The following is a 23,582-nucleotide window of genomic DNA, read 5'->3' on the forward strand; positions in this document are numbered from 1 at the left end:
GCTTATCCCATACCCATGCCTTCCATGCCGATTCCTGAGGAATAGCCGGGCACATGGATTTTTTGTTCCAGAAGACGCAACAGTTTCAGCACCACCAGCGTCAGCACAAAATACAGCACTCCCGCTGTGGCGTAGAGGGCCAGATGCTCGTGCGTTCTGGCCGCCACAAACGAGGTGCGGGCCATGATGTCTTGCGTACCGAGCACAAAGCAGATGGCCGAATCCTTGAGGAGAATAGAAAATTCGTTGGCCCAGCCAGGGATGGAGAGCCGCATGGCCTGAGGTAAAATAATGGAGCAGATGCCCGTGCTTTCGCGCATGCCAAGGGCGCGCGCGGCATTGAGCTGCCCGTGGGGCAGGCTTTCGATAGCGCCCCTGAAAATCTGCGACTGGTAGGCCGTGCTGGTGCTGCCAAGAACGATGCAGCAGATGAAAAATGGATCAATGGAAATACCGATGCTGATGAACAGGCCGTAGCAGAGGAACAGCAGCACCAAGATGGGCACACCTCTGAAAAACCAAACATACAACGCCACCAGCCGTCGCAGCCAGGGGCCGCCATAAACCTGGGCCACGGCCATGGGCACGCCAAGCAGCAGACCCATTGTCAGCGACAGGGTGACGTTGCCCACCGTAACCAGACTGCCGGACAGAATGGAGGGCAGGGCGTTGTATACCACAAGCAATGAATTCATGTATGGAGGGTGCCTTTTCCGCACAAGCGCGAACCGTCTGGTTGCAGGCGGTTCGCGCTTGACGTGTGGGCGCTTGCGCGTCCGTTATTTGCTCAGGTATTTCTGCTGCAGTTCTTTCCAGTAGGGGTCGGCCATAAGCTTTTTATAGCCTTCGTTCACCAGCTTCTGCAGTTCCTTGTCGTCTTTGCGCATGGCAACGCCGAAATTGTCGGGTTCGCCGTGGGTGCCGGCCTTTTTGACGGCGCGGCCATTTTCAATGGCGTTGTTGGCGGGGAGTTCGTCCATCAGGGCAGCCTGGATGCGACCATTGAGGAGGTCTTCAACCGCAAGGGGTGAAGACTCGTAAAAGCGCAGTTCAAAAGGATATTTCTTTTCTTCCTGCTCTTTTTTGATGTCGTTGGCTTCAGAGGTGCCGCGCTGCACGCCGAGCTGGATTTTTTTGCTCAGAATATCGGCAGGGGTCAGCTTGGAATCGGCGGGCACAACAAACACGCGCGAAACCGTCCAGTAGGGGTTGGAGAACTGCACAACCTTGGCGCGCTCTGCGGTGATGCTCATGCCGGAGTCAACCATGTCGATCTGCTTGGCGAGCAGGGCGGGGATGATGCCGTCCCATGCCATGGGCTTGTGAACAACTTCAAATCCCATGGTTTTGGCTATCCAGTTCATGGAATCCACGTCAAAACCAGCGGGCTTGCCAGTTTTTTCATCCATGTAGGCAAAGGGCGGATAGTCGGGGTCGATGCCGTTCACATAGGCCTTTTTGGCAAATGCGGGCACGGCGGCCAGTATGGCGGCCAGCAGGGCGCAGACGAGAAGCTTCTTCATGTTCAATTTCCCCCTCGGAAAGGACAGAACGGACATGCGCCGACACTGCCGCCCGGGGCGGCTGGCGCGCATACCTGCGCGGTTGGAATTTTTTACCAACGCCGCGCGGCCACTGCAAAACAAGGTCTTTCTGTAACAGAAGGAGGACTGTGACGCAAGGGCGATAGCCCGCGTCACAGGGCCGCCGGGGCAGGGGCGGCCCGAAATGTACGAGCCGGTGTCGGCTTTGCCGACCCGAAAGCGAGAGCATTTCGTGAATATGTGTAAGACGCAAGGGCGATAGCCCGCGTCACAGGGCCGCCGGGGCAGGGGCGGCCCGAAATGTACGAGCCGGTGTCGGCTTTGCCGACCCGAAAGCGAGAGCATTTCGTGAATATGTGTAAGGCGCAAGGGCGATAGCCCGCGTCACAGGGCCGCCGGGGTCTGCCAGTATCGCATGGGGGATTATTGTGCTTTGTGAAGAAAGAGAATAACATTACACTGTTTGAGTATCTGTGTTCTCAGCAACAGCGCGGCTTGCCGCGCGTAAACGTGGTGCCGGTCCATTGGCACAGCGCTGCTCCTCATGAAACAATATCCCCTCTGGGTCAGGGCGCTTCTGGCTTGCGGGCTTTCCCCGCAAAAAACCCTGCTTTGTCTTGCTGATCTTTTTACCATCCTGGGCACGGCCCTGGTGGTGTTTCTTGTGCGCGCCGCTTTTGGCGACGTGGATTTTTCACAGTATCGCGGGGCATTGCCCTTGTTGCTCATGGGACCGGTGATGGCCGCCGGGCTTGGCCTTTATCAAAGCATAAGCCTTCCTCCGCACCGCGAGCTTAAGGCCTTGTTTCAGCTCACAAGCCTCATGTACGGCATCATTCTGGCCGTGCTTTTTCTTTCAAAAGCAGGCGATACCTATTCCCGGATTGTCATTGCGGGCAGTTGGCTGGCTACTGTCTTTACCCTGCCGCTCATGCGCAGCTATTGCCGCCGCCTGTTTATGCGCCGCCCCTGGTGGGGCAGACCGTTGATAATTTTTGACAGCGGCAACGCCGGGCGTGACTTCTGGCGGTACCTCAAGCGCCGCCCCGAGCGCGGGCTGCGCCCGGTAGCCATATATTCTTTGCCTACTAACGAGGACGCCGCGCGCAAACTCTTTGCGGAAACGGCGCAGGCAAAGCCAAAGGCGATGGCCATGATTCTGCAAAAGGCGGATCAGGGGCAGAGCCTTGACTATATTACCGAAGCCAGCCGTTATTTTGAGCGCATTCTTGTTGTGCCTTCGTTCAACGATGGCTTCCGCGCGCACTGGCTGACGCCGCGCGACCTTGGCACTGCCGTGGGCTTGCAGGTACGGCAAAACCTGCGCGACAAGCGCCGCCTGCGGGTCAAAAGGTTTATGGATGTGCTGCTCTGCGCCCTTGGCGGCGTGGTGTTACTGCCCTTTGGCTTGCTGCTGGCATTAGCTATCCGCATAGACAGCAAGGGCCCCGTGTTTTATCGCCAGCGGCGTATTGGCAACGGGGGGCGCGAGATCAGGATTTTCAAGTTTCGCACCATGGTGGACAAGGCCGATATGGTGCTCAGAGAAGTGCTTGAGCACGATCCTGAATTGCGGGCGGAGTGGGAGAAAGACCACAAGCTCAAGCATGATCCGCGCATAACCCGCGTGGGCCGCATTTTGCGCAAGGTCAGCCTGGATGAACTGCCGCAGCTGCTCAACGTGGTCATTGGCGATATGAGCCTTGTGGGGCCGCGCCCCATTGTGCAGAACGAAATTCAGAAGTACGGCCCGGTGTATGAAGAATACTGCATGGTGCGCCCTGGTATTACCGGGCTGTGGCAGATATCTGGCCGTAATAATACCACCTATGCCGAGCGCGTGGCCTTTGACCACTACTATATCAACAACTGGTCTGTCTGGATGGATTTGTGGATACTGGCCAAAACGATTCCTGTGGTCATAACTGGGTACGGAGCATACTGATGGGAGAACGCGGCAACAGGCTTAACCGTTTGCTTGATCGTTATGCGGGCATACCCCTGGCGGCATGCAGCGCAGTTGCGCGCCTGGGCAAAAAATCTGTGCCCGATGCCGCGCCGCAGCGGGTGGGTTTTATCTGTCTGGGGGCCATTGGCGATCTGTTGCTGCTTTCAGCGCTGATCACAGCTCTGCGCGAGAGATTGCCCAACGTGCATGTAGCCCTGCTTGTGTCCCGCGCCAATGCCGCCACCGTCAGCCTGATCCCTGGTATTGACCAGTACGCGTCTTTTGCGGTGGCAGATGTTTCCGCAATGGCTGCATGGCTGAGAGCGCAGCGCCTGGATGTGCTCATTGACAGCACCCAGTGGGCGCGGCTTGGGGCCATATTGAGCAATCTTTCCAACGCTCGAACCACAGTGGGCTTTGATACGGAAGGGCAGCACCGCGCCTTTGGCTATGACGCCAAGGTGCCCCACCGCAATGACAGGCATGAGGTGGAAAATTTTATGGAGCTGGGACGCGCTCTGTACCCGGATCTTCAAGGTGCGCCGCGCCTGCTTTTGCCGCAGTCGCCTCCGGATGATCTGCCTGAGGAACTTTGCGGCAGGCTGGAACCCACAGGGGAAGTTGGCGATGCCTTGCCGCAGAGGGTTTATCTGCACATGTGGCCCTCAGGCTCCAATGCATGGCTCAAGGAGTGGCCCGCCGACAGTTGGGATGCTCTGGTCAGGCTGCTGAGCAGCAAGGGGTTTGAGGTCTACCTGACCGGTGCGCCAGCCGATGCCCCGCGTAATGACGCTTTTTTGCGGGCGCATCCTCAGTGCCCTGCTATTTCGCTTGCGGGCAGAACATCACTCGCAGGCCTAGCCTGGCTGTTCAGCCGAGCTACGGCTGTAGTCTCCGTAAACACGGGCACCATGCATCTGGCAGCACTTGCAGGAGCGCCCACAGTGGGGCTGCACGGGCCGACCAATCCCTTGCGCTGGGGGCCGGTGGGGCGTCATGTGCGCGCACTTTTGCCGCACAAGGGGCCATACGCCTACCTCAATCTGGGTTTTGAATATCCACGGCCCCACACCACCTGTCTTGATTCGCTGCCAGTGGAAGATGTGGTGGATGCCTTGCACAGTCTTTCGCTCTTTTAGGGCAATTAGCAGTAAAAAAATCTCCGTTGCGTGTCTGCTTGTAGGCAGATGCCTTGCGCCGGAGGGCAGAAATATTTAAGGGGAAGGGATTAATAATCCCTTCCCCTTAAATATTGCGGTCAACTTTTGTGGAACTAGCTCTTGGGCCTGTCGCCGATGGCGGCGGTAATCTGCGCTTCTGCCGCAAGTTTGCCGTCCACAAAGGCGCGGGCTTCCATCTTGCAGAGCTTGAGCTTCATGCGCAGGTTGCTGCATTCAAGATCAAGCCTGTCGCCGGGAACCACCTGCCGACGGAACTTCACGCCGTCAAGGCCGGTGAAGAGAAAGAGCTTGTCGTCAAGGCTGTCCATGCCGGAAACGGCCAGCAGGCCGCCAGTCTGGGCCAGAGCTTCCAGAATGAGCACGCCGGGCATGATGGGGGCACCGGGAAAATGCCCCTGAAAGAAAGGCTCGTTGAACGTAACATTTTTATAGGCCCGGATGTGTGAGCCTGCTACGCATTCCACAACCCTGTCCACCAGCAAAAAGGGGTAGCGGTGCGGCAGCAGGCGCAAAATGCGCTGTATGTCCATGCCCGTATTCTGGGGGGCGGTTTCCTGCATGGGGGCCTCCTGATGAGTTGTTCTTCCCCGCCTGTTGGCGGCATGAAAAAAGGCCTCTCGCCCCATCCGGGTTGAGAGGCCTGAGAATTAACGGCTGAGGGCTTTATTTTTTACCGCTCTTGTCGTTGGCTTTTTCTTTGTAGATCTTGTTCACTTCGGCCAGCACGTCCTGGGTCAAATCCATGGACTGGTCGGCGTACAGCACGCCACCGGCGGTGACGTCCACCACAAAGTTAAAGCCCTTGGCGCGGGCTACTTCATAGGTGGCGCTGAAAACCAGGGTAACCATATCCTGGCGAAGCTTCACTTCTTCCTGTTCAACCTTGCGCAGGAAGTTGCGGGTCTTCTGATCCAGATCCTGCTTGGAGCGGATGAAGTCCAGCTTCTTTTCTTCGCTGGCCTTGGGGTTTTTCAGAGCATCGGCCTTTTTCTTCAGCGCTTCGCCCTGTTTTTCAAGTTCGTTACGTTCAGTGCCGAACTTGCTTTCCATTGTTGTTTTGGCGGCCTGGGCAGGGACGCTCTGCGTCGCCACGGTCTGCATGTCAACAACACCGATCTTGGCTGCGGGTACGGCGCCGCCGTCTGCAGCATAGACTTGCCCGGCAAGCAACAAGCCAACCGCAACAGCCGTCATCAAAACCTTGCGCATGAAAGTTCTCCTTCCCCAATGCTGATTTGTTATGTCGTCCTTGCGGAACTGGGATGACCCGCGCGCCGTAAGAGAAGATGCCACTGCTGCTTGCAACTGTTCAATACACTTGGAAAAACAGCTATAATTATCAGACGCGCCCAAAGGAACAGTCATTTGCTATGATGCAGGCCGGGGACACGTAGTTGAAATTACTTGCCTCACATAGCACCAGCGCCTTCTTGCGTCAAGGAATTCTGGACAGTCCTGCGCTTAAGAAGCTTGTCCTTGTACGCAAGAATGCCCTCGGCAAGCCCCTCGGCCAGGGTCATGCGGTATTTGGGCGTAAGAAGCCTTGCCGCTTCTTCCCTGTTGGTGCAGTAACCAATTTCCACAAGTACTGCGGGCATTTGTGCGCCAAGCAGAACAATAAATGGCGCAGATTTGATGCCATTATCCTTTGTGTCATACTGGCGGCGCTTCAAACGGAACTGTGAAAGCCGCTGAATATCTTGCGCCAGATGACGTGATTCGTCCACCCTTGCATTGAGCATGACATCGGCGAGCATTTTCTGCATATCTCCGAGTCGGTGGTCGCCGTCAGCATTTTCAAGGGTGGCAAGGCGCGCTGCCTCAGGATTACTGGCAATATCGAGGTAATACGTTTCAAAGCCCTGCACGGAAGGATCATCATTGGCATTAACGTGGATGGAAACAAAGAGATCAGCCCCGGCGGCGTTGGCCATGGTGGTGCGTTCTCGCAGCGAGATATGCTTGTCGGCAGTGCGGCTGTAGACAACCTCCAGGCCATTGGCCTCAAGCAGCCGTCCCAGGGTCAGGGCCACGTCAAGGGATACGATGCGCTCCAGCACTCCGTTGTGATTGGTGCCTGGGTCGCGCCCGCCGTGTCCGGCATCAATGAATACCGTGCGCACCGTCAGGCCGAGCTGGCGGGCCATATCGCGCACCAGACGCGGCGAAGGTGGTGTTGCGGGCGGGGTGCCGCTGGCTTCAGCCAGCGTTGCCGGATTTTCCGCTGCGGGTTGCGCATCGGCAAATCCGGCTTTTGCGTTGCTGACAGGGGGTAACTGCGTACTGCCGCCAGCCACCCGCAGGATAATGCGGCAAGGATTGGTTTCTGTACGGGCATCAAAGCGGCGCGCATCCTGAAAATTGAATTGCAGCACGGTTTCGCCACCCTTGCTGTCGCTCACGCTCATGCCCTTGAAGAGGCTGCCCCGGATATTCACGCCCTTGCGAATATCCTTTTCCACAGAGGCATTTTCCAGAGCCACATGTAAAGATGCCTGCTCAGCCTTGTTCTTGCCTTTGGCGCTGCCAGTGTTCAGCTTTGCCGTGTAGCGGGCCGGGGCACTCAGCTCAAGAACAATCTCCACGCTGTTTTTGCTCAGCGAATTCCAGGAAAGGGACTGAACCACCGGGCGGGCAACCTGCGGCGCATTGCCAGCCTTGCTGGCTGTGGCGCCAGGCGCGCCTGTGAGGCGGTTGCGCAGGGTTTGCGCTTCTGCCACCATATCACCGCCGGAATAGAGGGCCATAATAGCGTCGAGTAGTTCCAGAGCCTCTGAGGTCTGGTTCAGGCGGTCTGCCTCAATGGACGCGGCGCGGAGCAGCGAGTCGTCAGCCAGGGCGCTCTTGGGAAATTCCTGGGCAAGCTTGAGGTAGAGGTCCCGCGCCTGACGGTATTCATCTGCAATGTGTGAACAGTCGGAAAGGGCTTCCTGACTTGCAGCAGCGCGGAACAGCGCACCGGGAGAAATGGCCCAGTCTTTACGGCTGGTATAGATGCGCAAAAATTCGGCGGTCAGTTCTTCCCAGGGCTGACGCCAGCATGATCGGACTTTGTCGGCGCGCAGGGCATCCATTTTCGCTTTGGCTTCCCGGTAACGGGGCAAAAGTTCCGCTTGCGGCAGGGGTAGCAAAGCCGAAGCCTTGGCAGGCTGACCTGCCGTCGTATCGGTGGTGCCAGCTGTGGAAGATGCGGCTGTACTGGGGGTGGGGGCAGAAGACCCCTTTGCGGGAGCTGCCTCGTCCTTGGGTTCCTTGCCATCGGTGCTGGAAACCTGACGCGCCTCAGGAGCGGTGCGCCCATTGGCAGCAGCCTGAAGCGTTTTTTCCAGGGCCTGAGCCTCCTGAATCATATCGCCCTTGGGGTACTGGGCTTTGATGCGCTCAAGCAGAGCCAGTGCACCCTTGTCGTCCTTAAGCCATGCGGCGCGCAACTTGGCCGCGCGAAACAGGGCGTCATCGGCAAGCCTACTGTCAGCATGGCGCTGGGCGACAGCTTCATAACACTCAATGGCCTTGCGGGCATCAGCCTTGGCAAACGAGCGTCGCGCCAGCTCTTCCAGGCTTTCCGCAGCGCGAAACAGAGCCGCAGGGCGGTTGGGCCAGCCCGGGTCGGCATCATAGATGGCGCGAAACTCCGCAGCCAGATTTTCCCACGGTTCACGCTGGCCCGAACGTTTTTCATCCTGCCGCAGGGTTTCAATATTAGCCTTGGCAAGATCGTAGCGCTTGCCCGTTGGCGGCAAGGAAGTATAGCCGGAGTCGTAAAAGCAGACGACCATCAGGCACAGAGCAACCAGAAAGGCCAGAGGCGGAACAAGTCTGCGCATCTGGTTGTTGCCAGTTGGTTCGGAAGCCTTGGGCTGGGCTTTTTTTCCGGCCACGGTTTTTCCTTTTGCCATGATGGTGTCGGTAATTTGACTCTTAAAGTTTTGCCTGCGTTATTATTAGCATATTGTATGCCAGCAGCGCAAAGATGGCAAAACTCCCTCTTTGCTGGCTGATAAGCCTTGGTATGTGCATGAAAAAAGCAGCGCGCCGGATACACAGAAAACTGTGCCTCCGGCGCGCCGAATCTTTGCCGCAAGCGGCAGAAGTGAGGGCTAGAAGAACTGGCCCATGCTGAATTCTATGCGACCGGATTCGCGTTCCTTGTCGTAGTCCTGAACCAGCGGGATACCGTAGGCGATACGCAGATCGCCCATGGGCGAACGCCAGCGCAGTTCAAGGCCCGTGGAGCAGACAATGTATTTGTTGAGGTCATTGCCCATGGTCTTGCTGTCAATGTTGTAACCAGCATCAAAGAAGGGAACCAGAGCGAGGCCAAGTTCTTTCTGGAAGGTCCAGATGTATTCAACGTTGGCAACACCCATGCGGTCACCGCCGATCTGATCGCCGTTGTACTTGTAGTCGCGGGGCGAGAGGTCGGAGAAGGAGTAACCGCGAATGGTATCCATGCCGCCAACCCAGAAGCGTTCAAACACCGGGACGTTGGAATTGGTGTTCTGGTACACGCCGCCCAACCGGCCACGGACGTGGATGGTGTTCTGCGGGTTGAAGGACCAGAAGCCCTGCCAGTCGGCCACAGTCTTGATAAAGTTGTCTGTGCCGCCGAGGCCGCCGCCGCCGTATTCAGCCCACAGGCGCGCAATGGTACCCTTGGTGGGACGTTCCTTGGAGTCCGTAGTGTCGCGCAGGATGCGGCCAGAAATGGCGCTTGTCCAGTTGGTGCCCTTGTAGTCGCGAATGTACGGAGAGGCGTTGTCGTCCACATCGTAAAGGACGTAGCGTTCCAGACGATAACCGCCGCCTATGCTGGTGTATTCACCAATGGGATACGACAGGCGAATGGTGTCGCCGATGGTGTCCTTGGTAAAGTTATCCCAGTAATCGTGCGTGTAGTACAGGTCGTTGCCGACGGAGAGATCGGTATCATACAGGCGCGGGTTGGTGAAGGACAGCACGCCCGACGTACGGCGCCAGGAGAAGAAGCCCTGCAACTGCAACCAGTATCCGCGACCAAAGAGGTTGCGTTCCATGATGGAGGCGGTAACACCCACGCTGTAGTAGCTGGAGTAGCCCACGCCGCCCATGATGGCGCCGGTATTACTTTCCTTGACTTTGACCTTGAGGTCAACTTCGTCTTCGTTTTCCGTGGGGATCAGTTCCATATCCACGGCAGAGAAGAAGTGCAGACGGTTCAGGCGCTCGTTGGAGCGACGCAGTTTGGCGCCTTCGTACATGTCGCCGTCACCCAGGCGCATTTCGCGCAGAATGACGTTGTCGCGGGTTTTGGTATTGCCCTCGACAGACAGACGGCGGATGAAGACCTTCTGCTTTTTGTTGATCACATAGCCCACGTCCACCTGATCGCTGCCGTCATCGGCCTTGACGACCTTGGTGTCCACTTCGGCGAAAGCATAGCCGTAATCGGAGTAGTAGTCGGTCAGGCGTTTGGAGTCTTCCTGCATGACCGTGAGGGAGAAGTACTTGTCAGACTTTTTCCAGTCGTCCATCTGCACGACTTCAAGCATCTTGTCTTCGCTGTCGATAACATCGCCCGCAAAGACCACGTCGCGCACGGTATAGCGGGGGCCTTCGTGCACGTTGAATGTGATGTAGATGCCATCATCACGGTATTCAACGGTGGGCGCAGCCACCTGAATGTCCACGTAGCCTTCGTTAAGGCCAAAGGCGGCAATGGCGTTGGTGTCGCGCTCCAGGTATTCGTCCTTGAGCACGCCGGTACCCGTCAGCCACGAGAACATGCCGCGCGTCTTGAGGGCCATGTATTTGTCAAGATCGCCGCGATTGAGCTTGTTAAGGCCTTCAATCTTGACGTCCCTGATATAAAGCTTGTTGCCTTCGGTAACGCTGATTACCAGCACTGCGCCTCGGCCACCCTGACGGTCTTCAAGACGGTAGGTGACCTTGGCAAGGTAAAAACCTTCCTTGTGGTACAGTTCGCTGATTTTCTGGAGGTCGTCCGAAAGGACCTGTTCGTTCAGAACACTGCCGCTCTTGGTGCCCATGGCTGCCAGCACATCGTCCTTGCTGACCTTGTCCGAACCGTCAACAACAATGTTGTCGATGCGTGGCTTTTCAACCACGGTGAACACAAGCACGTTGCCTTCAAGTGTGGCCTGCACATCGCTGAAGTAGCCCATATCCCATATGCGCTTCACTTCTTCGTTGATGGCCGTGGCATCGGGGCTGTCGCCCTTGCGGATGGTGAGGCGCATGAGCACGGTATCGGGGTCAAGCACCTTCATGCCGCGTACCTGCACATCGGCAATACCGCCGTGGGCAGAGGTAGGGGCATTCATGGGAACAAGGGTGGCCGGCGCATCGCTCTTTTTGGGCGCTGCCTCGGCGGCGGTGGCGGGATTGGCAATTTCTGCCGCGCGTTTGGCCAGCACCGCGGCGCACTCGTTCAGCGAGGTCAGCGAGTTGCGCTCAAATCCGGCGGGGACGGCTTCGCCCTCATAGACAGGCACAATGCGCGTGTCCATGGAAAAACCCTGACCAAGCTGGTTAAACTTGCCGTAAATAACCATGCGTGCTCCGGCCTTGCGGCCAAGTTCGCGCGCGGTGGCAAGGTCAATGGATTCACCGCTGTTGCGCTGCAAAACGCGGGCGGTTTCCATGGGAACAGTGCGCATGCCGTTCTGCTTGAGCTGATCGGCAATCGCCTGAGGCACATCCTGCGAGGCGTTGGGCATTTCCGGCCCTGCGTTCACCTGAAAGGGCAGAACAAGCACAAGTGCCCCTTCTGCCGCTACGGCTCCACCTGGAAGCGCCAGGGTGGCGCAGGCCAGCACGGCAAGGCACAGGGCTTTGCACAGTACGTTATTCAAAAATCTTTTCATACAATGTCCCCGCTTTCAGTTCCAGGGTTCTGCCCATGCCTGCGGCCAGCTCTCGGTTGTGCGTTACAACAACGAGGGTCATGCCCAATTCACGGTTGAGTTCGTTCATGAGAGCGCCCACCTGCGCTCCCGTAACTTCATCCAGATTGCCGGTGGGCTCGTCAGCCAACAGAACGCGCGGTCGCATAAAAACCGCGCGTGCAATGGCCACCCGCTGGCGTTCGCCGCCCGAGAGAGTGGCGATCTTGCTTTCCATACGCGCCGATAGCCCCACGCGATCAAGCATTTCACGCGCACGGCTCATAACGGCACTTTGTTTAGCACCGCCGATAATTGCCGGCATTGCCACATTTTCGAGGGCTGAGAATTCCGGCAGCAGATGATGAAATTGAAAAACGAAGCCCAGAGTCTTGTTGCGAAAGGCAGCCTTCTGGTCAGCGCTCATGAGCGCCATGTTGCGCCCTTCAAAACATATCTCGCCCGTACTTGGAGTATCAAGTGCACCCATAAGATGCAAGAGGGTACTCTTTCCGGAACCGGACTGTCCAACGATGGCGAGCATCTCGCCTTCTTCCACAACCAGGTTAATATCCTTGATAATCTCGGTCTCTTCACCGGGTGTGGCAAATTTTTTGCCCACATTTGAAAAAGTATAGAGTGCTGACATGGCTATTCGTAGCGCAGGGCTTCTGCCGGTTGCAGGCGCGATGCCTGCCGTGCCGGGTAAAGGGTGGCCAGAAAACACAGCAGCATTGCGCTTGCGCCAATGATGAGCACATCGGAGAGGGTTATGATAATGGGCAGATGATCGAGGGTATAGACGTTTTCAGGCAGTTTGATGAACTGATAGCGCTTGAGCAGCCAGCCGAGCGAAAGCCCAAACGCATAGCCAAGCAAAGTGCCGATAACCCCGATGATTGTACCCTGAAACATGAAAATACGCCGTATCATGCTGCTTGTGGCGCCCATGGACATCATGATGGCGATGTCGCGGGTTTTTTCCATAACCAGCATGACCAGTGTTGTCACAATAGAGAAAGAGCCGATGAGCACCACCATGGCCAGCAGAATGAACATGCCGATTTTTTCCAGCTTGAGCGCTGCAAAAAGGTTGGCGTTCATTTCCATCCACGAGCGCACGTAGAAGGGCGAGCCAAGCTCGGTTGAAACTTCGGCAGCGGTTTTGTCCGCCTTGTAAACATCGGCCACGGTCAGTTCCACGCCCGAAAGATAATTTTCCGGCAGGCCCAGCACATCGCGTGCCGCGTTGAGCGTAACAAAACCCAGCGAGGAATCGTATTCAAACATGCCTGTCTTGAAAATGCCCACCACTTCAAAGGGGCGCACACGCGGGGCGTAGCCCGAGGTGGTTTTTTGCCCTGAGGGCGAAAGCAGATTCACGCGGCTGCCCATGCCAAGCCCAAGGCGCTTGGCCAGCTCCTCGCCGATAATAAGCCCTGGTGCGCCTTCGCGCTCAAGATCGGCAGCAGAACCCACGCGCATCTGGCGCAGCATGGAAAGCACCGCAGGGGCCGACTTCGGATCAATGCCCCGCAAGACCACGCCCTTGACGCCGCCGCCAGCGGAAAGCATGACTTCCGTGTAAATAAAGGGGGTTGCCCCGGTCACACCCTTGACGGAGCGCACCCGATCCAGAAGGTCGGTGCGGTTCTCAAAGGCCGAGGGGATGTAGGACATGACAATGGCGTGGGCATTGGCCCCGAGGATTTTGTCGCGCATGTCGGTGGTGAGGCCGTTGTACACGCCAAGCACCACCACCAGCGCACCAACGCCGATAGCCACGCCCAGAATGGACATGATCGATATGATGTAGATGAATGTCTGCTTTCGCCTCGAAAAGAGGTAGCGCAGGGCAACGAATAGTTCAAATGACATTTGCGGCATATTGTCCCACCTTGCCCGGATATTCAAGAGTTATTTTAGACCTGGGACATTGCGTTGCCGCAAGGCAAGCCAATAGTGTCAGGGATTGCCGCTGGCAGGCAGCGCGCAACTGTCTGTACCTGGAGCAAACGTCCCGCAGCAGGGCACTTGTCAAGGGCAGGTACCCGGTGCAGCCCTCGGTGGGGAGAATGTGCCAGACTGGCGCGTATGCGGCGTTACAGCTGGAACACAGACGGTCCCGTTGTACCATTCTGCCTGTTGCCAGTTCTTTTCAGTCTGGTGTTGTTTTTGAAAATATCCCCATTCGCAGAGCAACTACCTGGCAAAAGCCCCCGGCTGGCAAACCAGACCGGGGGCCTCTTTTTATCTTGTCCTCAAGGGCAAGACTAATCATCCACAAGTTTTATTGTTCCGGTTTTTAGCCCCGTTTCATAGCCTCAATAAGTTCGCTCAGTCTGCGCGCCTGCTGGGCAAGGTCGGCCACGGCCTTTGTGGCCTGGCCCATTGCCTGCGAAGTCTGGCCGGACATGGCGTTGACCTGCACGATGGACTGGTTGATTTCTTCGCTGGCAGCGGATTGCTCCTCGCTTGCGGTGGCAATTGCGCTTACCTGATCGGCAGTGGCTTCCACATTGCTCACAATATCCCGCAGGGCGGCGCCCGACTGGTTGGCAAATTCGGTGGCCGTATTTACTTCCGCCAGGGCCTTGTCCATGGCGGCCACACTCTGCGAAGCGCTCTGCTGGATGGCAGATATAGCATTGCCCACGTCGTTGGTGGAGGCCATGGTTTTTTCCGCCAGTTTGCGCACTTCATCGGCCACCACCGCAAACCCGCGCCCGGCGTCGCCAGCGCGTGCGGCCTCAATGGCGGCATTGAGCGCCAACAGGTTGGTCTGGTCGGCAATATCCGAGATCACGTTCATGATCTGGGTAATGGCCTGGGCATGCTGGTTCAGCTTGGTCATGTCGTCCTTGAGCGCCAGCGAAACTTTTTGCACCTGACCGATGCTCTGCAAGGCGCTTTCCACAATATGTGCGCCGCTTTCCGCATTGGTGCGCGTTTCGGCAGACACTGCCGAGGCCGAGGAGGCGTTGCGGGCCACTTCCTGCACGGTCACGTTCATCTGGTTCATGGCCGTTGCGGCCTCGCTGAGGCGCTGGGCCGACTGCGCGGCTATCTGGTCCGACTGCTCAATCTGCCCGGAAAGCTGGCTTGAGGCCGTGGAGATGATGGCGACCACTTCTTCCAGTTGACCCGCTGCGGTGAGCATGCCTTCGCGTTTGGCATTCTCTGCCCTTTGGGCCGCTTCTTCAGCACGGGTGGTAGCAAGCCTGGCTTCTTCCGTTGCCTGCTGGGCGTCTCTGGCTTTTTGCTCGCTTTCCTGCAGCAGCGTTTGGATATTGCCAACCATGTGCTTCATGCCTGATGCCAGCGTGCTGAATTCATCACGGCGTTTTTCTGCGGCAAAGAGCATGGCTTTTTCTGCGGGGGTTGTTTCAAGGCGGCCTTCTGCAACGGATTCCGCAATGCCGGAAATGCCCCTGAGCAGTCGCGCGATGGCGCGCGCAGCAAAGAAGATTATCAGCCCGACCACAAGGGCGCTTGCAAAAGTCAACATCATGGAGTTGCCCAGCATTATCCGCGTGGGCGTGTACACTTCATCTCTGTCCACTTCCAGGCAAAGAATCCAGCCCACTTCCGGCATGGCCCGGTAAAAGACAGACTTGTTGCTCCCATCTTCACCCGTAAATCTCACCAACCCCTCTGGGTTTTTCAGCATCTCCGCAACATAAGGTTTTTTGCTGTCATCCCGCCCAAAGGCCTTGGGGTCACGGTTCAGCATCATCATGCCCTTGGTGTCATAGGCATAGATGCCGCCCTTGGTGCCGAAATCTATCTGGTTTGTAGTTGTCTGGGCGAGATTTTCGTTGTCGATGCCTGCCCATACAAGGCCTTCGGGCTTGCCATCGCGCATGATGGGCAGACCTATGATCGTTGCAACCTTGCCTGTGGTTTTGCTGATCACGCCGGTAATGGTTTTTTGGCCTTGCATGGCGCGCTTGTAGTAAGAGCGGTCAGTAAAGCTTACACCCACGGATTTGCTGGGGTGTTTTTCGCCCGCCAGATGGTGGGCAATGGCTATTCCTTCCCTTCCGGCAACACCGCAAAATTCAAAGTTGGAATTGAGCGTCACAAAGGTATTGAGTGCGGCATCCGCATCGTTGAACAGCGTGCGCGTCATGACCTCAGGCATTTTATCGTTGACGGCATCAAGATATAAAATAACACGATTATCAGCGGCAACCATGGAGAGCGACTCTTCCATCACCTTCAGCATGGCGTGCAGGCCAATGCTTTGGCAGCGCAACAGCGCTCTTGCATCGTTGATAATCTGGTCGCGCAAGTTGCTTTCAGAAATTTTATAGCTCACGCCTGCGACCAGCAACAGCCCTGCAATTGCCGGAGTAAGAATGGACAGGAGCATCTTGCTCAGCAGCCCCATTTTCATAAGAACCTCCTCGCCCAAACCAATGCGATAAATGTATGCGCCATGCGCGAAAACATGCCCAATGGACTTGGTTTACACTTTTATGAGTATAACTATCGACCAGTGGCGACAATAGTATATACCTTTGATTCAAAAATGTTTTTTGACAGGTAATTTTTTATAACGGACTGAGTTTGTATCTTGTTAAAACTGCTGAACAACAAAAAGCGCCGCCAATAAGGCGGCGCTTCGTGAAGCGAGCGTCAATACTCTTTACAGACAGTCAAACAAGGTAGTGCCCTATCGTTCTATACTTCCGGGCGCAGCAAGGGGAAGAGAATAACTTCGCGGATTGAGGCACAGTCGGTGAGCAGCATCACGAGGCGGTCAATGCCCACGCCCTGGCCCGCAGCCGGAGGCATGCCGTATTCAAGGGCGCGCAGGTAGTCCTGATCCATGCTGTGGGCTTCGTCATCGCCTGCTTCGCGTTCGCGCACTTGATCTTCAAAGCGCAGGCGTTGATCCACAGGGTCATTGAGTTCCGAAAAGGCGTTGGAAAGCTCGCGTCCGGTGATGAACAGCTCGAAGCGGTCCGTCAGTTCCGGATGCTCGTCATTGCGGCGCGAAAGCGGCGAAATTTCCGTGGGGTAATGATAGATGAAGTGGGGCTGAATAAGCTTGCCTTCCACATCAAGATCAAAAAGTTTGGCATGCAGCTTTTGCAGGCTTTCACTGTCGGCGGCCTTTTCGCCGCGCGAACGGATGTAGGCCTTGACCTTGCCGTAATCATTGTAGAATTCCGGCGAATGGCCGCCCACCTGAGTGAGCGAATCGTAGAAGCTGAGGCGCGTCCACTTGCCGGGCGTGAGGTCGATCATTTCGCCCTGATAGGGCACCACGGTGGTACCGCAGGCAGTCATGGCAAGATGGGCAAAAAGCTGTTCCGTAAAGTCCATGAGGTCTTCAAACGTGGCATAGGCCCAGTAGAATTCGCACATGGTGAATTCCGGATTATGGCGTGTGTCGATGCCTTCGTTGCGGAAGTTGCGGTTCAGTTCAAAGACTTTTTCAAATCCGCCCACCAGCAGCCGCTTGAGATAGAGTTCGGGCGCAATGCGCAAAAACAGGGGCAGATCAAGGGCATTGTGGTGTGTTTTGAAAGGCTTGGCCGCAGCGCCGCCAGCCAGCGGCTGCATCATGGGAGTTTCCACTTCCATAAAGCCATGGTCTTCCATAAAGCGGCGGAATTCGCGCACAATCAGGCTGCGTTTGAAGAAAATTTCTCTCGCGCGCGGCGTGACGATAAGGTCAACGTAGCGCTGGCGGTAGCGCGTTTCCATGTCTGTGAGGCCGTGATATTTTTCCGGCAGGGGGCGCATGGAGCGCGTGATGAGCTTGATCTTGCGGCAGGCAATGGTGAGTTCGCCCGTCTTGGTGCGGAACAGGTGGCCGGAAACGCCCACGATGTCGCCCACGTCGAGCTTTTTGACCACAGTGTAGTTTGCTTCATCCATGTGTTCGCGCGAGGCGTAACACTGGATGCGGCCACTCTGATCCATAATATGAAAGAAGGCCACCTTGCCGAACGAGCGCAGGGAAACTATGCGGCCCGCAATGGCAAACACGTCTTCCTGGCTGTCCAGGGAGTCGCCTTCAAGAGCGCCGAATTTGTCCAGCACCCAGGCAACGTCGTGTTCCTTGCGGAAGTCGTTGGGGAAAAGCGGTACGCCCGCATCCAAAAGGTCGCACGATTTGACAACTCTGTTTTTGACAACTTCGTTGAGGCCTTCGCGCGCGGCGAAACTTTCCAGCATGGGCATAAAATAGCCCGCATGCTGCGACTTGGTACCCAGCTTGATAGCCGGCTTGCTGTTTTTCTTTTCCCGAGTATCCACGTAACGACTCCTAAATGGCCCATACCTGAAAGGAGCGTTACGGTATGCCATTCACGCTTGGGCGTCAAGATTGTGAGGAATGTGTCTACAACTTGCTGTAAAATCATGATTTGTTGAATGCTCCTGGTGTTGATGCGACCCTGGCGCAACAGGAAACATCAATGCAAGCGGCGGCTTATATCCGCGCCAGTCGGGGCTTTGTGCCCCCTTGAAGTTTTGACCTGTTTACGTATATAAAGACCTTTTACACGATACAACCGCCGTCAGGATCAAGCTGGCGGCTTTTTCAAGGAAAGCGTCATGCAAAAATTTACAGCCTCCTTTCTGGGGCGCGACTGCCCCGGTGTGGTGGCCTCTGTCAGCCGCATTCTCGAAGACAGCGGCTGCAACATCGAAGAAGTGACCCAGACCATTCTCTCCGGCGAATTTGCGGCTATCTTTGTTGTTGCTGCGCCGGAAAAAAACGCGGAAACCCTGCGCTCCAAGCTGAGCGCCGGGCTGGAATCCGCCAAGGTTGATCTCTCCGTCCTCGTGCGGCCCGCAATCAAGGGGCAGTGGGGCACAGACCTGCACTGCGAACCCTTTGTGGTCACTGCCGACGGGCCGGACAAGCCCGGTCTTATCGCCGCCATGAGCCGCGTGTTTGCCCAACATGGTGTGAACATTGAAAGTCTCAAGGCCATTCTGGGCGAGGGCGGCAACAACCATGCGCTTTTTGTTTTTGAAGTCATGGTGCCTGACAGTGTTGACATGGGCCGCCTGCGCCGTGAGCTTGACTGCGAAGGGCAGAAGCGAGATCTGCGCGTCAGCGCCCAGCACAGGGATATTTTTGAGGCTGTGCATCGGGTAAATTCTTTTTAGACCTCACATCGCCGAGGCGCATGCGCCCTCCGGTCTGCGTCTGAAACATGGCGTGATCCGGTTTCAGAGGCGATGCACATTCCCCTGAACGCCCGGTTTTGCGCGTCAGGGCAAAACCGCCTTCCGGGCGGGGCCGCCATAGGGCAGGCCGACAGCCCGAACATACAGGAAGACCTCCATGCTTTCAGAACGCGAAGTTATAAGCACCCTGAACATGCTCCGCAACGAGCATCTTGACGTGCGCACAGTCACCCTTGGCGTGAGCCTGTTTGACTGCGTCAGCCATGACCTTGATCTTTTTACCGCCAACGTTAAGGCCAAGTTGCGCCGCTACGCCTCCCAGCTCGTGAGCGTGTGCAACGAAGTGGGCGACAAATACGGCATCCCCGTGGTGAACAAACGCATCAGCGTGAGCCCCATTGCTGTGGTGGGCGCGCCCTTTGGCCCTGATGGCATGGTGCGCGTGTGCAAGGCACTTGACGAGGCCGCCAAGGAAGCCGGCGTTGATTTTCTGGGCGGTTTCTCTGCTCTGGTGGAAAAGGGCTTTGCCAAGGGCGACCGCGCCCTGATTGAAGCGCTGCCCCAGGCCCTGGCCGAAACCGACCGCATCTGCTCATCCATCAACGTGGCTTCGTCGCGCAGCGGCATTAATATGGATGCTGTGGCCCTTATGGGTCAGCAGATCCTCAAGGTGGCCGAAGCCACCGCCGAGCGCGGCGGCATCGGCTGCGCCAAGCTGGTGGTTTTTGCCAATATTCCGCAGGATGTTCCTTTCATGGCTGGCGCTTACCTTGGCGTGGGCGAGCCTGACGTTGTCATCAACGTGGGCGTTTCCGGCCCCGGCGTGGTCAAAAAAGCCCTGGATCGCGCCCGCGAAGCCGGACACAACGGCAAGGGCGGCCGCCTTACCCTGCTGGATATGGCCGAAGTCATCAAGCGCACGGCCTACAAGGTGACACGCGTGGGCGAAATGATCGGTACCGAAGTTGCCACCCGTCTGGGCCTGCCCTTTGGCGTGGCCGACCTTTCCTTGGCTCCTACGCCTGCGGTGGGCGACTCTGTAGGCGAAATTTTTCAGAGCATGGGCCTTTCGAGCATCGGCGCGCCCGGCACCACTGCCGTGCTGGCCATGCTCAATGATGCGGTGAAAAAGGGCGGCGCGTTCGCTTCTTCGTCCGTGGGCGGTCTGTCCGGCGCGTTTATCCCTGTGTCGGAAGATTCCAGCATCGAGGCTGCGGCCACCTCCGGTCTGCTCAGCCTTGAAAAGCTGGAAGCCATGACCAGCGTGTGCTCTGTGGGGCTGGACATGATCGCCATCCCCGGTGATACGGCCGCTTCGACCATTTCCGGCATCATTGCCGATGAAATGGCCATTGGCGTTATCAACACCAAGACCACGGCAGTGCGCCTTATTCCCGTGCCCGGCAAGGGAGTTGGCGAAGAAGTGTCTTTTGGCGGTCTGCTCGGCAAGGCTGCCATTATACCCGTGCCCAAGGGTGACGCCACAGATTTTATTGGCCTTGGTGGGCGCATTCCTGCGCCGATTCACAGCCTCAAAAATTAGGCTGGTTAAGCGTTAGCTGTTTTAAAAGCGGGCATAGTTCCTTTACGGCGTGGAATCTTTGAGATTCCGCGCCGTTTTTTTATGGTCGATCGGCGCAATATAATCATCCAGTGAACTTTTTTATTTGCGCCAATACGATGACTTGCTGTATGTTCAGATGCAGAAACCTTGCCCAGGACGTAATAATGCCTCAATATTTTATCTACGGCCAAAAAGAAATCGACTTCCTTTCGCGCAAAGACAAACGTCTGGCCGCTGCAATGGAACGCATCGGCCCCATACAGCGGGAGGTGCGGCCCGACCTGTTTGACGCGCTCATGCATTCCATAGTCGGGCAGCAGATTGCCACCAAGGCGCAGCAGACCGTGTGGGCGCGGCTTGTGCGTGCCCTTGGCGAGGTGACGCCTGAAACCATTGACGGCGCAGAGACGACCACGTTGCAGGGAGTGGGGCTATCCTTCCGCAAGGTTGGCTATATGAAGGCAGCCGCGCGCAAGGTGCTGCTGGGAGAACTGGATGTGGAGGCCCTGAGGCTCATGGAAGATGCCAGCCTCTGCGCCACCCTGTGCGCGCTGGACGGGGTTGGCGTGTGGACAGCCGAAATGCTTATGCTGTTTTCACTCCAGCGGCCTGATGTGCTCAGTTTTGGCGACCTTGCCATCCTGCGGGGCCTGCGCATGCTGCACCGACACCGGGAAGTCCGCCGCGACCGCTTTGAAATCTATCGTCGCCGCTACAGCCCTTTTGGTTCGGCGGCAAGCCTGTATCTGTGGGCCATAGCGGGCGGGGCTTTGCCTGATCTCTCTGATCCGGCGGCTTCAAGGCGCTGAGAACGCCGATCCCATTTTTCACGCAGTAGGAACTCACCGCAGCCTAGTGTTGCTCCGTCATATTGAGCTTATCACAAATAGTTGTGAATATCTAAAGTCAGATATTTATGACTTCTTCCTCATAATGAGATTGGTAGCTATCAGCGCGAAACGACACCGTAAAAATTCCTATTACGTTCGTAGTGATTTCTTGTGAAAATAAGTATAATTGATATATTGGAAGTCGCGTTTTGTCCGATAAGCACACAAGAATAGACCTGTCATACGGGATTTCAGGGGTAGTTTGATTTTTCACATGGTAATTAGCCTTTCGGTCATTCAGTGCATAGACACAATGCAAAAGGGGTAGTGATGAAACTCGGATTACTTGCGAAAATGGGAATTTCCATCCTCACTCCGGCAATAGTGGGGCTGATGCTTGTGGCAGGGGTTTGCTACAAGATGTCAGAAGAAATCCTGCGAGAGCAGATTGCCACAGATATGAGCGCATTACTTGAGTGCCAGAGCATCGGGCTTGACGCTGTGTTTTCCGGGATAGAACAGGGCCTGCAAACCATGACCGAGAACCAGCGCATCAAGGATCAGGTGGAAGCCTACTCCCGCAACAAATCGGATGCCTTTGAGGGGTCCCTGTTTACGCGGGCAGACCAGGCTCTTGATTCTTTTGTGGCCAATAACGACATGGTTTCTTCCGCCGCAATCATTGCCATGGACGGCACCGTGCTTGGGTACCGCGTTGATAAGCAGCAGGGGAAGAACAAGTTCGTCGGCGCCAATTTTTCTGACAGGGAATACTTTGTAAAGAGCAAGAATGGCCAGCCCAGTGTTGTCGGCATGGTAGATGCCACCACTGGCGAGGTGTACACGGTGCTTGCCAAGCCGCTCAAGCTGGACGGCAAAAACATGGCCGTGCTGGCAGCGGCAATCGACAATAAAATTCTGGGAAAAAATACCACTGATAAAATCAAGATCGGCCAGAAGGGCATGGTCTATGCCTACGACCTTCAGGGGCGTATGGTTCTGAATCCGGATGGGGCTGTTCTCGGGCGCAATGACAGCAAGGTGCCCCATGTGGCGGCCCTGTTGCAGCAAAAGGAAGGGCGCACCCTCTTTGACAATGGCAAGGGTGAAAAAGGGCTGTACTACAAGCCGCTGCTGCACGAAGGCTGGATTTTGTGCGTGGAATTTGACCGTGGCGAAATCTTCAAGCCCATCAGCGACCTGCTGACCAACGCAAGCCTGCTGACTCTGGCCTGCGCGCTGATAGTCGGAACCATGATCTTTTTCTCGGCCCGGGGCATTGTGCGTATGGTGGGCGGTATTTCAGGCGTGGCCGAAGCCGTTGCCGGTGGTCGCCTTGAAACCAACGACAAGGAACGTGCCCTTTTTGATGCCGCTGAAAAGCGTGGAGACGAATTCAGCACACTTGCGGCGGGCATGCGGCGCATGGTGCAAAGTATCAGACACCTTTTGGGCGAAAGTGAACACAAAACCCAGGCTGCGCAGCACGCTACGGAAGAGGCGGAAAAAGCCACAGCCAGAGCCGAAGAAGCTGCACGTCAGGCCGAGAGCGCCAAGCGCGAGGGCATGCTGACGGCAGCAGGGCAACTGGAAGAAGTGGTGAGCGTTATTTCTGCCGCTTCCACAGAGCTTTCTGCACAGATCGAGCAGTCGGACAGGAGCGCCGTGGAATCTGCCCAGCGTCTGGCCGAGGCCGCCACTGCCATGAATGAAATGAACGCCACCGTGCAGGAAGTGGCTCGCAATGCGTCCGCAGCCTCGGCTGTGTCTGCGGAAACGCGTGCCAATGCTGAAAGCGGGGCGAATATTGTGGAAAACGCCTTGCAGAGCATCGGTCAGGTGCACAAGGTTTCGCTGGCGCTCAAGGGCGACATGACCACGCTGAACCAGCATGCCCAGGCAATTACCCAGATCATGAACGTGATTTCGGACATCGCCGACCAGACCAACCTGCTGGCGCTCAATGCCGCCATTGAGGCCGCACGCGCGGGCGAAGCCGGGCGCGGTTTTGCCGTGGTGGCTGATGAAGTGCGCAAGCTGGCAGAAAAAACCATGGCCTCCACCAATGACGTGGGCAATGCCATTTCTGCCATTCAGGGCAGCGCAGGGCAGAGCGTTGCCGCCATGGACAAGGCTCTGGCAGAGGTGGAAAAGGCCGCCGAGCTTGCAAAGCAGTCCGGCGAAGCCTTGCAGGGAATTGTAACCAAGGTCGAGGAATCGGCAGATCAGGTGAGCGCCATTGCCACGGCCAGCGAGCAGCAGTCCGCCACCAGCGACGAGATCAACCAGTCCATTGTCAGCGTCAACGAAATGTCCAGCCAGACGGCGCAGGCCATGGGCGAAGCTTCCCGGGCCGTGAGCGAGCTTGCCCGGCAGGCCGAGCGCATGAGTGAACTTATCAGCGAGATGAAGCGCGGCTAGTTCTGCACTTCTCTCAATGGCAAGCAGCCCCGGAATATCGCATTCCGGGGCTGTT

The 23,582-nt window shown here is 56.7% G+C and carries 16 protein-coding genes; 6 read left to right on the forward strand and 10 right to left on the reverse strand.

All coding sequences use genetic code 11. The annotated features are described in order from the left end of the window. Positions 1 to 2: 2 nt before the first annotated feature. Positions 3 to 695, reverse strand: coding sequence for an amino acid ABC transporter permease (locus ACUZ79_RS05220; RefSeq protein ID WP_192112457.1), 693 nt, complete (start codon positions 693 to 695; stop codon positions 3 to 5). 84 nt (positions 696 to 779) lie between these two features. Then, positions 780 to 1,523, reverse strand: coding sequence for an ABC transporter substrate-binding protein (locus ACUZ79_RS05225; RefSeq protein WP_240823923.1), 744 nt, complete (start codon positions 1,521 to 1,523; stop codon positions 780 to 782). Between the two features lie 565 nt (positions 1,524 to 2,088). Between ACUZ79_RS05225 and wbaP the strand changes: the two genes are divergently transcribed. Both wbaP and ACUZ79_RS05235 read left to right on the forward strand, forming a co-directional pair. Further along, positions 2,089 to 3,489, forward strand: coding sequence for an undecaprenyl-phosphate galactose phosphotransferase WbaP (wbaP, locus tag ACUZ79_RS05230; protein ID WP_449250910.1), 1,401 nt, complete (start codon positions 2,089 to 2,091; stop codon positions 3,487 to 3,489). After that, complete coding sequence (locus ACUZ79_RS05235) at positions 3,489 to 4,631, forward strand: glycosyltransferase family 9 protein (protein ID WP_449250911.1); 1,143 nt, start codon at positions 3,489 to 3,491, stop codon at positions 4,629 to 4,631. The genes wbaP and ACUZ79_RS05235 overlap by 1 nt, the downstream gene beginning before the upstream one ends. A 134-nt stretch (positions 4,632 to 4,765) precedes the next feature. On the opposite strand, the gene fabZ is transcribed toward ACUZ79_RS05235, so the two are convergent. The 8 genes from fabZ to lysS form a co-directional block, all read right to left on the reverse strand. Next, positions 4,766 to 5,233: a 3-hydroxyacyl-ACP dehydratase FabZ gene (fabZ, locus tag ACUZ79_RS05240; protein WP_240823926.1), complete on the reverse strand. Its 468-nt coding sequence runs from the start codon at positions 5,231 to 5,233 to the stop codon at positions 4,766 to 4,768. Positions 5,234 to 5,336: 103 nt separating this feature from the next. Beyond that, positions 5,337 to 5,882 carry an OmpH family outer membrane protein gene (locus ACUZ79_RS05245; protein ID WP_192112461.1) on the reverse strand — a complete coding sequence of 182 codons (546 nt, stop codon included), beginning with the start codon at positions 5,880 to 5,882 and terminating at the stop codon, positions 5,337 to 5,339. 200 nt (positions 5,883 to 6,082) lie between these two features. Next, on the reverse strand, positions 6,083 to 8,554 hold the full coding sequence (locus ACUZ79_RS05250; protein ID WP_449250912.1) for an N-acetylmuramoyl-L-alanine amidase: 2,472 nt from the start codon (positions 8,552 to 8,554) through the stop codon (positions 6,083 to 6,085). Between the two features lie 219 nt (positions 8,555 to 8,773). Next, entirely contained in the window at positions 8,774 to 11,539 is a 2,766-nt protein-coding gene (gene bamA / locus ACUZ79_RS05255) for an outer membrane protein assembly factor BamA (protein WP_449250913.1), read from the reverse strand. Next, positions 11,520 to 12,206 carry an ABC transporter ATP-binding protein gene (locus ACUZ79_RS05260; protein ID WP_022657995.1) on the reverse strand — a complete coding sequence of 229 codons (687 nt, stop codon included), beginning with the start codon at positions 12,204 to 12,206 and terminating at the stop codon, positions 11,520 to 11,522. The genes bamA and ACUZ79_RS05260 overlap by 20 nt, the downstream gene beginning before the upstream one ends. Before the next feature lie 2 nt (positions 12,207 to 12,208). Next, the gene (locus tag ACUZ79_RS05265; protein WP_240823929.1) at positions 12,209 to 13,435 is read right to left on the reverse strand and encodes a lipoprotein-releasing ABC transporter permease subunit; all 1,227 of its coding nucleotides are present in this window, start codon (positions 13,433 to 13,435) and stop codon (positions 12,209 to 12,211) included. A 427-nt stretch (positions 13,436 to 13,862) separates the two neighbouring features. Continuing rightward, a complete protein-coding gene (locus ACUZ79_RS05270) occupies positions 13,863 to 15,956 on the reverse strand; it encodes a methyl-accepting chemotaxis protein (RefSeq protein ID WP_449250914.1) in 2,094 nt (697 codons plus the stop codon). Between the two features lie 287 nt (positions 15,957 to 16,243). Further along, entirely contained in the window at positions 16,244 to 17,749 is a 1,506-nt protein-coding gene (gene lysS, locus ACUZ79_RS05275; protein ID WP_240824206.1) for a lysine--tRNA ligase, read from the reverse strand. A gap of 381 nt (positions 17,750 to 18,130) precedes the next feature. Here lysS and ACUZ79_RS05280 point away from each other — a divergent pair, with 381 nt between their 5' ends. From ACUZ79_RS05280 to ACUZ79_RS05295, 4 genes are all read left to right on the forward strand, one after another. Beyond that, positions 18,131 to 18,691 (forward strand): glycine cleavage system protein R, encoded by a 561-nt coding sequence (locus ACUZ79_RS05280; RefSeq protein WP_240823931.1) that lies wholly within the window; start codon positions 18,131 to 18,133, stop codon positions 18,689 to 18,691. A 178-nt stretch (positions 18,692 to 18,869) separates the two neighbouring features. Beyond that, the gene (locus ACUZ79_RS05285) at positions 18,870 to 20,255 is read left to right on the forward strand and encodes a PFL family protein (protein WP_192112466.1); all 1,386 of its coding nucleotides are present in this window, start codon (positions 18,870 to 18,872) and stop codon (positions 20,253 to 20,255) included. Between the two features lie 185 nt (positions 20,256 to 20,440). After that, positions 20,441 to 21,085, forward strand: a complete 645-nt coding sequence (locus tag ACUZ79_RS05290) for a DNA-3-methyladenine glycosylase family protein (RefSeq protein WP_449250915.1) — start codon at positions 20,441 to 20,443, stop codon at positions 21,083 to 21,085. 351 nt (positions 21,086 to 21,436) lie between these two features. Continuing rightward, the gene (locus ACUZ79_RS05295; RefSeq protein WP_449250916.1) at positions 21,437 to 23,527 is read left to right on the forward strand and encodes a methyl-accepting chemotaxis protein; all 2,091 of its coding nucleotides are present in this window, start codon (positions 21,437 to 21,439) and stop codon (positions 23,525 to 23,527) included. Positions 23,528 to 23,582 lie beyond the last annotated feature (55 nt).

The organism is Desulfovibrio faecalis (assembly GCF_053570625.1).